The sequence below is a fragment of the Pauljensenia sp. C0170B5 genome (assembly GCF_056590195.1).
On record NZ_JBWPVR010000001.1, the window covers coordinates 164,471 to 176,993 of the forward strand.

Below are 12,523 nucleotides of genomic sequence, written 5' to 3' on the forward strand. Positions count from 1 at the left end.
GGCCTACCAGCGATGCTTGAAAATGTTCCACGAACGCCGATCCGTAGGTGCTTCCTCCGGATGATCCAGAAGACCGCGCGAAATTGCCGAGGCAAACGGCGGCCACAGCGGCACGCGTGACATCAACAATGTCTGGATTGCGTGGTACACATCCAGGCGTGAGGCGATCGGCTCGGAAGCCGGTTCGTTGTTCTCATCCAGCGCGCGAATCCACCTGCCAGGAGACAAGATCAGGTAGTCGTTGATGAAGTCGAGCCAGGAACGGTGACAGTGCTCGTAGCTCTCCACCTCAGCAGGGTTGACACCGTCATCGAGCATTGCGCGGCGAATCGCCAGCGCAGCGCACACACCTTCGCATACGACCCACTGCAGGTGGTGCGTATCCACAGGCTCACCATCTGCGGACACGGTCAGTGCGAAACCGGGCTTTCCGTTGCGCCGCCATCCATCAACGCGGGCGCGGTGGAAAAGCTCCTGTGCCATTTCGAACAGGTAATCCGGCTGCTGGCGACCCATCGAGCGCAGTGCGGCGCGAATATGGACAGCCAGGCGCGCCCACTGCATTGAGTGGCCAATGACGTAGCCGGTGTACACGCGCCGACCGTCGTCGAAACCGGAGGGGACATGATCCAGCGGTTTCCATTGCGCGTCGTAGTATTCGGGCAGGCGCCAGTTGTGGGATGACGCCTGCTCGTTGACGAACTGCGCGATCACTTCGGCACGTTCAATCCACAGCGGATCGGTTGTCGCCTCGGCGGCCGATAGGTAAGCCTCGGCGGTGTGCAGCAGGCAATCCATCGCATGCAGACGGTCGGTCGGCTTATGGTCAGCGGTCAGCGAATCGTGCACCAACCCGTTCTTGTCCAGCCAGAACCGCTCCTGATCGTGCAGCGCAGCGTTGAGAAGTTCAAGCGCGCCGGGCCTGTTGGCGACTGTGGCCGCGGAAGCCGCCAGAATCAGGAACGCGTGGTGGAACTGCGACTTCATATCGGCGTAGGGGCCTTCCCACGGGACCGCGTTGCCCTCAGCATCCAGGTCGTGTGTGAGGCCGGTGAACCAGCCGCCCTGAGCCTCATCCACAAAATGTGTCGACAGGCAGTGGATCCCGTGGTCTGCGAAGCGACGGCAACCGGGGATTCCCATCAGGACACCCAACGAGTACACGTAGGTCATGCGCGAGGTGACCGCGAGCTCCACTGGTCGGGTCGTGTCAGCGTCCCCCTCCGTGGTCAGGTGAGCAAACCCGGTGGATGCCATCGTGCATTTCGCCTCTTCTAGGAGGGCGCGCATTTGTGCCGATAGCCAGTTATTGTGTTCAACTGAACCAATCCAACCCATTGTCTTCGTTAACCTCCAATGGCACTGATGAGCCTCTATCGCGTCATTGCCTTTTCGTCGTAGAGTGGTTGTTATCAGTACTCAGCCTACCGTCTCAGTGGAGTTCAGATGCCTACTGTCATCAATACGTTCAACGCGTCGTCACCTTTGGCCAACACCGGCGCAACTGTACTGCCGTACGTTCTGATTGGCCTCCTGCTGGTTGTCCTCGCCATCGCCGCGTTGCTGTGGGCACGTCATTCGCGTCGCCAGCAGGCTGAGCAGGCTGCCGCAGCCAAGCCGGTCGTTCCGCCGGCACACACTGACGAGGCAGGCTCCACCGCCACTGATGCAACCGATGCTGCAGGCGGAGCAGTTGCTGCTGATGAGAATCTTGATTCAGGTGAATCCTCCCTGGAAACGCCTATTAATCCCACTGATGGAGATGATCCGGCAACCAAGTAGGCACGTGCCGAAAGCTGGAATAGGGCGACAGGTGGCACCGATCAGTGACACACTGGAGTCATGCATGAAAGAGCTGGCACAGTTGCCCTACCAGAAGACCTGATCGACGTTCAAGAACTTCTTTCCGCGTATTACGACATTGAGCCGGATGTCAGCAATCCGGACCAACGCGTCGTGTTCGGAACTTCCGGGCACCGTGGATCCTCACTCGATGGCGCATTCAATGAGGCGCACATCGTCGCGATCACCGCGGCCATCGTGGAGTATCGCGAAAGCCAGGGATATAACGGCCCGCTGTTCATTGCGCGCGATACTCACGCGCTGTCCGAGCCTGCATGGAAGACCGCCGTTGAGGTGCTTGCCGCTGCAGGCGTGCAGATCAAGGTTGACGAGCGTCATTCCTACACGCCGACCCCCGCGTTGTCCCTGGCCGTGCTCAATGCGAACGGTGCGCCCGAAAATCTACGCACCAGTGGTGACGGACTGGCTGACGGCATCGTCATCACCCCATCCCACAATCCGCCGCGCGATGGTGGCTTCAAGTACAACCCGCCTCACGGTGGCCCGGCTGACACGGATGCCACCTCGTGGATCGCGCAGCGAGCCAACGAGCTCCTTGAAAAAGGATGGCGCTCCATCCCGCGCGTCCTCGACACTGACCTGTACAGCCACGAATGTGTGGGCACATTCGACTTCCTGGCGAACTACGTGCGCCAGCTCGACACGATCATCGACATGGATGCAATCCGCGAAGCGAAGATCCGCATCGGAGCAGACCCGCTGGGTGGCGCCTCGGTGGACTACTGGGCGGCAATCGCCGAACAGTACGATCTGGACCTGACGGTGGTCAACCCGAAAGTTGACCCGGCCTGGTCGTTCATGACGCTGGACTGGGACGGCAAGATCCGCATGGACTGTTCATCCCCCTACGCGATGGCTTCCCTGCGTGATCAGATGACGCCCGATGCCAACGGGCACACCCCCTACGACATCGCCACCGGCAATGATGCAGATTCAGACCGTCACGGCATTGTGACCGCTGACGGCCTGATGAACCCGAACCACTACCTGGCGGTCGCCATCGAATACCTGCTGACGCACCGCCCAGGATGGTCAGAGTCCACAGCGATCGGTAAGACCCTGGTGTCCTCCTCCCTTATTGACCGTGTTGTCCGATCACTGGATCGCACGCTGATCGAGGTACCCGTGGGCTTCAAGTACTTCGTGCCCGGACTGTTGGACGGGTCAGTGGGCTTCGGCGGTGAGGAATCGGCCGGAGCTTCGTTCCTGCGTAAAGACGGCACCGTGTGGACCACCGACAAAGACGGAATCATCCTGGCGTTGCTCGCCTCGGAAATTATGGCGGTGACAGGCAAGTCGCCCTCGCACATTCACGTTGAGCAGGTGGAACGCTTCGGCGCCTCGTCGTACGCGCGTGTTGATGCGCCCGCGAACCGGGAGCAGAAAGACAAGTTGAAGAACCTGGCTGCTGACGATGTGAGCGCAACGGAGCTGGCCGGCGACCCGATTACTGCGAAGCTGGTGCGCGCACCGGGTAACGATGCGGCAATCGGCGGCCTGAAGGTGACCACTGACTACGCGTGGTTTGCTGCCCGCCCGTCAGGAACCGAGGATGTGTACAAGATTTACGCCGAATCATTCAAGGGCGATGACCACCTTGCGAAGGTTCAGGACGCTGCGCGTGACGTGGTGAGCGAAGCACTCACGTAAGGCTTGATGCAACGCTGCTGCACGCTGCCGTAAAGCTGAAATGAAGGTGACGCGGGTCCGACGAGCGAACCTGCCGGCGGGGCAGTGATCCTATACCCGTCTGGGTGACGAATCTGGCCAAAAATGGTGGTGCTGACCCGCCTGCAGACGGTTAGGATAGTGAATCGTGCTCTCGAATTACGCTGATTTGCTGCGCATCCGAGGGGCATGGAAATTCTCACTGGCTGGTATGGTGCTGCGCACACCCATGTCATTGATGGGAATCTCAACGATTCTGCTGGTCAAAGGCATGTATGGCAACTACACGCTTGCGGGCGCGGTCAGTGCAATCTCCGTCGTCTCCTTGTCGATCTGCGCCCCGATACTTGCCCGCCTGGTCGATCAACGCGGCCAGGCTGTCATTATGGTGCCGTCCCTGATGGTGTCGGCACTTGCGACCATCGGACTGTTTGGTGCCGCCGTCCTGCACGCCCCTTCGTGGGTGTTGTTCATCTTCGCCGGGCTGTCCGGCGCAACGTGGGGTTCACCCGGTGCGCTGGTGCGTGCCCGCTGGGCAAAAGTGGTGCGCACGCCGAAACAGCTCACCACCGCGTACGCATTTGAAGCTGCAGTTGACGAGGTTGTCTTTGTCATCGGACCGATCGTTGCCACGCTGCTGGGAACAGCGCTCCATCCGGGGACGGGTCTGATTTTGTCGGTGTTCTTCATCATCGTCGGCTCAATCGGGTTCTTTCCGCAGCGCGCCAGCGAGCCGACCCCGACACCGAAAATCAAGGGCGTGCGCCAGCCGACCGTTCTGCTCAACCCTGTCATCATCATCCTGGTGCTCACCTTCATCGGTGCGGGTGTCATGTTCGGTGCGAACGACGTGGCAGTGGTGGCCTTCACTGAAGAGCACGCTCACCCGGAACTTGCCGGTGTGCTGCTCGGCTTCTTCGCAATGGGCTCGTTCACGGCTGCACTGTTCTACGGTGCTCGCCACTGGACCACTGCGCTGTGGAAACTCTTTGCCATCGGAATCTTGGCACTCGCCATCGGTGTGTCAACATTCCTGCTGGCGCACTCCCTGCTTGCCCTTGGCGTGGCAATGCTCGTGACGGGACTGGCGATCGCGCCGACCATGACGAACGTCAATGCGATCGTGTCGAAAGTCGTAGCCTCCTCACAGCTCACTGAGGGATTGACGTGGATGTCCACGGCAATGAATATCGGTGTGTCGGTGGGGGCGACGCTGGGTGGCCGTGTGATCGACGCGTCCGGCGCTCACGGCGGCTTCCTCGTTACCGTGTCTTTTGGCTGGGTGATGGTCGCGGTCATGCTGATCGGGCTGCCCAGGTTGCGTCGCGACGTGCTGCGCGCTGAAGCCGAACCACTGATCGCAGACTCGCCAAAAGACGAAGACGCAGACTCAGACACGGCCTCGAGCTCACCCGAGGAGCCAGCCTCCCAAGAACCAGCGTCCAACGGGCAGACGCCTGACGAGCACATTTCCAACGATTCTGACAGTGAGAGTGACCCACATTAAAGTGTGCGCCATGAGTGCACGTGGATAAGCTAGTGACAGATCCTGTTGATCCTGTTGACCTGTGAAAGGGACCTGACATGGCTGTCACTCCAACACCGTCCGCACCCACGCTGCGCATCCCGTCCGAGGGAATCACCGTCGATATCGATGATCCCGACGGCCAGATGTTCATGCTGGAACGCTCCCTTCAAGGCTGTGTCTCACTGGCATTCAGCACGCAGATCGACAAGGAACATCCGGGCGATGTTTTCCTGGACGGCTCCCCAACCCCGTACGTGCTGGCTGACGTTCTGGCTATCCGGGGCGTGACCCACCTGGGGATCACAGTATTCGGCGTGCTCACCCGGCGAGGAACTTGCCACCGCGTCACGGTCCGGGGATTTCGCGACCTGAACGGCACGGTGATGGAACCGACCAGCTTCACGCTGACCACCCTGCCCGACACTGCCCCCGATCCAGCGTTCGCACACCACGACGCCATCGCCCTGCGCGCCGCCGAAGAAGGAATCGTCCTGCTGGAAAACCGGCGCAACACGTTGCCGCTGCCTTCGGGCACACTCAACCTGTTCGGAGCAGGCGTGCATGCCTTCCGCACCGCCATCGTCGGGGCAGGCAGGATCAACCCGCGTTACACGGTGCGGCTGCGTGATGCCATCGAAGCATCCGACACGTTCACTCTCAACGAAGAACTGGCATGTTTCTACCGCACCGGAACCAACGATTTGCCACCACGTGACCTGCGTGATCGCGCCCGCGCACTGTCCGACACCGGCATTATCGTGATCACCCGCCCCTGCGGAGAAAACACGGACAACAGCTCAGATGAGGCAGAATTCAGACTTGACGGCGCCGAGGACACCCTCGTGCGCACTGTATGCGACCTGTTCGACCGCACCGTCGTCATCTTGAACACTCCGTACCCCATTGACGTGTCCTTCATGGACACCTACCCGGTCGATGCGCTCATCCTTGCAGGAGTGGGAGGTATGCTGGCCGGCCCCGCCATCGAACGCGTCCTGTCGGGCGCAGTGAACCCCTCTGGCCGCCTGCCAGATTCGTGGCCACGGGCACTCGCGGACCTGCCCGCCCACGTCAACTTCTACGACTGTGCAGGTGGAAAGACGCGCTACAACGCCGAACACCGCACATGGATCGACACGGCGTACGAAGAAGGCATCTATGTGGGCTACCGCTTCTATTCCACATTCGACGCCGAGCCGGCCTACCCATTTGGCTACGGACTCAGCTACACCACATTCGACCTGACGCCCTCGGCAACGATCAACAGTGACGAGGGGGGCCACCCGCATGCGCAAATCGATGTGACAGTGACGAATACGGGGGAGCGTGCCGGCCGGGACGTCGTCCAGGCCTACGTGCGCAAGCCACATGAGCGGATCGAAACACCTGAACGTGAACTCGTGGCATTTGCGAAAACGCCACTCCTTGAGCCAGGTGAATCACATGTCGTGCACCTGGACGTTGGCGCTGACCGCCTGAGTGTGTGGGATGAAGAGGTGTCCAGCTGGATCGTGACGGAAGGTGAGTACACCCTGTTTGTCGGACACGACGCGGCCGATGCCGGCCAGACCTGCCAGTTCCGTCTTGACGCTGACCGGGTTCTTGCCCACGGGCACCCAGTAATGCGCGCACCTGAGCCGGTCACTGCGCTTTCACGGCGCGATCCGTCCCACACCTGGCCTCAGGGCACGCGCAGCGGAATCAGGGATACTCCCGGTTTTATCCCCGTGCGCCATGTCCCCTCGCGTGACGGACTGGAGGAAGCCCTGCCTTCTGACACCCCAGTCACATTTGACGACGTGGCGGCAGGGCGGGCCACGGCAGCTGACCTGGCCAGACAGCTCGACGTGGATCAGTGTGTGCGGCTGCTGGTGTGTTCGCGAGACGACTGGGGGATGGAAGGGACAGGCGCTGCCGGCATCATGGCCACCGTCGCGGGCGTTGACCTGCCTGAATTCGTAGTGGCTGACGGCAATTCCGGTGTCAACATCAGGAAACCGAACATCGGGATGCCGACGACGGTCGTCCTCGCCTCCACATTTGACGTGGATCTTGCTGAGGAAGTCGGTCGGGTGATCGGCCAGGAAGCCCACGCCAACCGGATTGACGTGATCCTGGCACCGGCCATGAATCTGCATCGCCACCCCCTGTGCGGGCGCCACCCTGAATACTTTTCGGAAGATCCGTATCTGACTGGCATGATGGCGGGGCATTTTGCGAAGGGCCTGGAAAGCGGGGGAGTGGGTGCCTGCTACAAGCACTTCCTGGCGAACAACGCTGAAGCCTCCCGCAAACGCAACCAGTCGCTGATTCCGGAGCGTGCGCTGCGTGAACTGTACTTGAAATCCTTCGAAGTCGCGATCGGCGTGCACCCGGCCGCAACGCTGATGACCAGTTACAACGGCGTCAACGGGTGTCACACCGCTGCAGATACCGAACTGCTGGAGACGATTATCCGAGGCGAGTGGGGCTGGCGCGGCATGATCATGACCGATTGGACCTCCTACGACACGTGCCCGGTTGACATGATGGTGCCTGCAGGCACCAACTGGATCACTCCGGCTTCCCCGGATGACACTTTCACGGCTCCGATTGTGCGCGCGGTGCGCGAAGGACGAGTGGGCGAATCAGTCGTTCGGAGGGCAACCGCGGAACTCATTGGTACGCTGGTAACCGTTCGCGCCCTCGCCTCGCAGGCTGATTCGCGTCTCAGTGAGCACAACACGAAAGGTGAATCCGACGATTAAACCGGACACAGGGGATCAGCCCGACAGCCCGCACACAGGGGATGCCCGCCGCGAGAACCAGGGTGCCCGCGCCACATTCGCGCCTTTGTTGCGCGCAGTGAATACGGTGAGCGAATTCGCCTCCACCGGCTTGGCGCATGCACTGGCCTTCGGCGGCTTCTATCCCTCCGTCGTCGGATTCGGAGGGTACGGCTCTGCAACGCAGGTGCGCATCTTGGCGCGCGCCCTGATGAGCCGCACAGATGATCAGCGTCGATGGCTGGCCGAAAGGCGCGGCTGGCGACAGTTCTTCGACGCGCAGGTGCCACGCCAACCCGCCCTGATCACCGTGGGAAAGGCGCGCGTCATCTGCTTCGCAAACGCGGAAGGCTACATCGACCTGACACTGAGCGACCATGGACTTGCGCCCGGCTGGCATGACGCGTGGATTCAGGTTCTGCACGCCGGCGACGTGGCACACCTGGGAATTGTCGAGGGCGACGCTCCGATTCTGCATCACGTGCGTAACGAACATACGCACACCGATGTCACGCCCACTGCGGAGCGCCGCCGCCGACTGCGCACTCAGCTTTCACGCGAACAACGGGCAGTTCTTCAGCGCATCAATGCCATCCCCACCATGCCGTCAGGCCAGCAGGTGTTCGTCACTGCGGGTAAGGAACTGTACCAGCTGGTGCCGGAGAGTCTTTCCTCAACGGCTGGCGGCCACCTGTCCTACATTGAGCATCTTGTCTTGACGGCAAGTGAGCCCGACAGGAAAGACACGCCTGAGCGTGAGAAGCGTTCGGGCAGAATTCGTGCCGGCCAGCCCGTCGCCGTTAAAGTCCGCATCATCGGTGATAATGAGCGGGTCGGGGTCGTCTCTGACCTGGATGACACGGTGCTGGTGTCGATGCTGCCACGTATGGCAATAGCGCTGCGGCACGCCCTCGTCGATCGTTTTTCGTCACGTCAGTCGGTGCCGGGAATGATGCGCCTGCTCAACGAACTGGCTGAAGGTGACCAGCACGCTGAGGCGATTAACCGGCCGCACGCTCCCGTCATCTACCTGTCGACCGGTGCGTGGAACGTGTTGCCCGCAATGCGGGATTTCCTGGGGCGGATGGGCTTCCCTGAGGGAGCATTTCTGATGACTGACTGGGGGCCGTCCGCCAATACATGGTTCCGTTCGGGCCGTGAACACAAACGGCGCGAACTGCAGCGCCTGGTCACTGAACTTCCGAACGTTCGATGGTTCCTGGTGGGAGACGACGGGCAACACGACCCGGAAATCTATGCGGACTTTGCCCGCAAATATCGGGATCGTGTTGCCGGGATCGCCATCCGATCACTGACTCAGTTTGAGCAAATGCTTTCGCACGGCACGTTGACGCCGCTTCGGCCCGAAGCACTCCATGACATCCCGGAAGATATCGACGTGTGGTACGGGCCGAACGGCTTCAACCTCCTTGCTCAAATGCGTCGCGATCAGCGTTAGTGTCGCCGCCGCGATGCTGCCAGCCCTGCAGCTCCGGCCACGCCGAACGCTGCGAGCATGATGAGTGCGCTACCTGACGCGCCGGTTCGTGCGACGCCACCTGGTCGGCCGGCTGCGTTCGGATCGCCCTGATCGGCGTCGCCGCCACGCTGCCCATCCTGATCGCCGGGCTTCTTGTCGGTATCCGGCTTGGGCGTGGGTGTTTCACCGGCGTTCTTCGCCACTATCGGGTAGGCCCACGCGTTGACAGTGTCACCGCTGCGGTAGGACACCAGCAGGTGAACGTCGGTACCCAGTGCTGCGCGAATCTCATCGGTCAGCTCGATCGTCATGTCGGTGCTCCCCACGTCGGCCTGAGCGCTGGCCAGGAGCCTGCCACCCATATCCGGCTGCCACGGCATCGCTGCCCCGTCATCAGGTGAACATGCGTCGAAGTTGTGCGCGGAGTTCGCACAGCTGGACGTCCACACCGGAATGAAGGACGGATCCCCTTTCCACAGGAAGGCGCGCGCCGTGCCGGCCTGAGTTCCCGACAGCGGAACGCGGATGGCCTCGGCATCGATACTCGGAGCCACGGTGACATCGGCGGCGGGCATCAGACCTGCAATCGGCACGCCTCGTGTAGCGGACTGGAACACCGTTTGAGGTGAGTCAATACTGTCCAGCGCGCTGTCAGGAATGATGGGATCGCCAGCTTCATGGGAACGGTCCGTCGGAGGCTCGTACCCGTCCAGGTAGGCGTGACCCCACCGGTACGGCTCAGACTGCTGAGATCCGAAAGCCGACCAGGCCAGACGGGTCTGGCCAACGAAGTCAGGCGTATCGGAATCGTACGGCGTGATGTTGAAGCCCAGGTAGGTCGGGTTGACAGCATTGCTGGCCTGATCTCCGGTCGGTGCAGTGGACGTGGGGCCAATTGCTGCCGGCAGGTTTGCCAACGGCAGTTTGACTTCCAGCTTGTAGTGTCCATCCGTGTAGGCACCCGAATCGTCACGAGGGGCAAATGCCTTGACTTCAACGCCGGGAGCGTTCAGGCCACCCTCGATAGTTTCCGCCAAAGGTCCTGTGGAGAATCCCTGATGATGGTCAGCGTCACGCGACCAGCATGGGCCGTTCGCGCCGTTGCCGTTCCGGCCGTCAGGGTCGTCAGTGAATGGGAAAACACCGAGCTTGAACGTGGTGGACGTATCGTTGGACGGTGCGAGCGGGTCGAGCAGGAATTCGACGGAGTCAACCAGCCAGTGACCGAAGCAGCGGTCAGGTGTTGCCGCCGCTGAGGCCTGCTCGTCGACCACATCGACCAGAGCGTACAGCGCATCGTCGTACCATCCCAGCCATGCCTGTGACGTGCCGCCGCAGTCAGCCTCGGAGGAGCACTCCTCGCCTTCCCACCGTGTGGCAACGCTGATCGGCGTGCTGCCGTAGGCTGACGCGTCACCATTCAGAGCAGGGGCCTTCGCCAACTTGGGGATCACCGTCGTCGGCACGACATTCAGTTCGAGCTTCTCGGTCGAAACCGATGTTCCAGCGGTTGTGGTGGCTGTGACCTCGTCAATCGTGTTGCCGACGGCAGCAGGATCAGTGTGAGTGAGAATGAACTCCACCGTCGCCGTCTTACCCGGTGCGACCGCATCGAATGATTGTGACGGCTGGTTGAGCGCATATCCTTCCGGAACCGTCAGCTCCACCGTGCCACTTTGCGCTTCACTGGAACGGTTTGTGACGGTCACGGGAACCGTGATCGATTCACCTGCACCGATGGCGCGCCGCGCCGGTGACTGGCCGTAGACAAAGACGTTGTATTCCGCGGTCCACTGATCGTAGTAGGCGGCGTTGCCGGCACGCGTGAAGCGGCCGTTGACCGGGGCCACCACGTCAACATGGGTTTCGTTGTAGCCCGTCATTTCGGCAGAATCTGAGGCGAAACGGATCGGAAGACGCATCGTGCCGAGGGCACTGGAGTCAGGGGCGGTCACAGTGAACGTGACATCGGTTGAGTCACCGGACGCCAGTTCACCTGTTGCCTGTTTGTCGCTGACGGTCCACCCCGCGGGGGCGTCAATCGACAAGGCGCCGGCCGGAATTGCCTGCTCGCCAGCCACGAGCGTGACAGTGACGTCGACCGATTCACCGGGAGCTACCATCTGGGCTTCCGGTGATCCATACATCAGTGTGCCCAGTGGCATGCCGCTGGGGTCAGGCAGGGATGCGCCGAAGAGGATGGAACGATCATCGCCGCCACCTTCGGTGCCGTTTTCCTGCATCGGTACCCACGACCTACCCACCAGGAAGCGTGTGCATCGATTGTCGACAACGGTCTTTTCCATCAGGCGGGCCTGAGTGGCGTGAGCCTTGGCGTTTTCACTGCCAACCTGTGCCCAGGTCTTGGGTGTTCCGGCAGGCTGTCCCTGCACGTTGCCTTCCACCCACGTGTACTCAGATTCGTATCCTGTCCACGTTCCGGCCACGGTGTAGGGACGTCCCTCGATTCCGGCGTAGCCAGCCAGACAGTTGGCCTGATCAGGCAGCTTGGTGGTGTTGCCAAAGTCAAAGACGTATTCGGTGACCTTCTTGACCTGCCAGGGCTGAACCGCGTTGGGTCCGCTGAGCTGTTCAGGGAAACGGTTGGGATCAGCAGCTGCCTGCGCCACCTCCCATGCCAACATCGAGGCGGCCTGGTGGTTGCCGTGACCTGCGTCGAAGGAGGCGGGCCATGTCACCAGGATTTCGGGTCGGGTCTCACGCACAACCTGTGTGGCCCGGCGTAACGTTTCGTCATGGTCCCACAGCTGGTGAGTCAGTGGCGCGGACGTGTTGTAGAAGAAGTCCACCCGGTCAAGGAAGTACACATCAACTGTGCCGTCACGTACGTGCGCCGCACGGTCTTCGTTTTCACGTCGCAGGCCCAGGTCCGGCCCGGCTTCGGAGCCGACTGAATTGGAGCCGCCCTCGCCGCGCGTGGTCAGCATAATGCCGCAGCGTACATCGGCAAGATCACCCCACACGCCACACGGTGCACTGAAGGACGCGTCATCATCGGGGTGCGCCCACACGCCCAGGACATCGAGTTTTGTTGGATCACTGGTTGACGAGGTTTGGGCGTGGCCGAATGCCCATTCAGGTGCCTCAGACGAGGGTGCCGCGAGGGACGGCGTCGCATACATCATTCCTGGGACCAGAAGCGCACACGCCCCTGCGAGCGCGACCGATCTGAGTAGGTGCTTCATTGCAAATTCTCCA

Annotated in this window: 7 protein-coding genes; 5 read left to right on the forward strand and 2 right to left on the reverse strand. The window is 61.3% G+C overall.

Features of this window, described 5'->3' with window-relative positions; genetic code table 11:
• Positions 1–3: 3 nt before the first annotated feature.
• The gene (locus tag AC1EJZ_RS00745; protein WP_480293770.1) at positions 4–1,257 is read right to left on the reverse strand and encodes an AGE family epimerase/isomerase; all 1,254 of its coding nucleotides are present in this window, start codon (positions 1,255–1,257) and stop codon (positions 4–6) included.
• Between the two features lie 189 nt (positions 1,258–1,446).
• Between AC1EJZ_RS00745 and AC1EJZ_RS00750 the strand changes: the two genes are divergently transcribed.
• The 5 genes from AC1EJZ_RS00750 to AC1EJZ_RS00770 all read left to right on the forward strand — a co-directional run bounded on the left by AC1EJZ_RS00750 (position 1,447) and on the right by AC1EJZ_RS00770 (position 9,283).
• Positions 1,447–1,782 (forward strand): hypothetical protein, encoded by a 336-nt coding sequence (locus tag AC1EJZ_RS00750; protein WP_480293771.1) that lies wholly within the window; start codon positions 1,447–1,449, stop codon positions 1,780–1,782.
• Positions 1,783–1,842: 60 nt separating this feature from the next.
• Positions 1,843–3,513: a phosphoglucomutase (alpha-D-glucose-1,6-bisphosphate-dependent) gene (gene pgm / locus AC1EJZ_RS00755; protein ID WP_480293772.1), complete on the forward strand. Its 1,671-nt coding sequence runs from the start codon at positions 1,843–1,845 to the stop codon at positions 3,511–3,513.
• 166 nt (positions 3,514–3,679) lie between these two features.
• On the forward strand, positions 3,680–5,038 hold the full coding sequence (locus tag AC1EJZ_RS00760; protein ID WP_480293773.1) for an MFS transporter: 1,359 nt from the start codon (positions 3,680–3,682) through the stop codon (positions 5,036–5,038).
• 77 nt (positions 5,039–5,115) lie between these two features.
• A complete protein-coding gene (locus AC1EJZ_RS00765; protein ID WP_480293774.1) occupies positions 5,116–7,806 on the forward strand; it encodes a beta-glucosidase in 2,691 nt (896 codons plus the stop codon).
• Complete coding sequence (locus AC1EJZ_RS00770) at positions 7,772–9,283, forward strand: phosphatase domain-containing protein (protein WP_480293775.1); 1,512 nt, start codon at positions 7,772–7,774, stop codon at positions 9,281–9,283. Before AC1EJZ_RS00765 ends, AC1EJZ_RS00770 begins: the two co-directional genes overlap by 35 nt.
• Here AC1EJZ_RS00770 and AC1EJZ_RS00775 read toward each other — a convergent pair.
• On the reverse strand, positions 9,280–12,510 hold the full coding sequence (locus AC1EJZ_RS00775) for a PIG-L family deacetylase (protein WP_480293776.1): 3,231 nt from the start codon (positions 12,508–12,510) through the stop codon (positions 9,280–9,282). The genes AC1EJZ_RS00770 and AC1EJZ_RS00775 overlap by 4 nt on opposite strands.
• Positions 12,511–12,523: the final 13 nt, after the last annotated feature.

Coding starts and splice junctions, on each gene's coding strand:
- AC1EJZ_RS00745 (WP_480293770.1), bottom strand. CDS start 1,257: ATGGCATCCACCGGGTTTGCTCACCTGACCACGGAGGGGGACGCTGAC.
- AC1EJZ_RS00750 (WP_480293771.1), top strand. CDS start 1,447: ATGCCTACTGTCATCAATACGTTCAACGCGTCGTCACCTTTGGCCAAC.
- pgm (WP_480293772.1), top strand. CDS start 1,843: ATGCATGAAAGAGCTGGCACAGTTGCCCTACCAGAAGACCTGATCGAC.
- AC1EJZ_RS00765 (WP_480293774.1), top strand. CDS start 5,116: ATGGCTGTCACTCCAACACCGTCCGCACCCACGCTGCGCATCCCGTCC.
- AC1EJZ_RS00775 (WP_480293776.1), bottom strand. CDS start 12,510: ATGAAGCACCTACTCAGATCGGTCGCGCTCGCAGGGGCGTGTGCGCTT.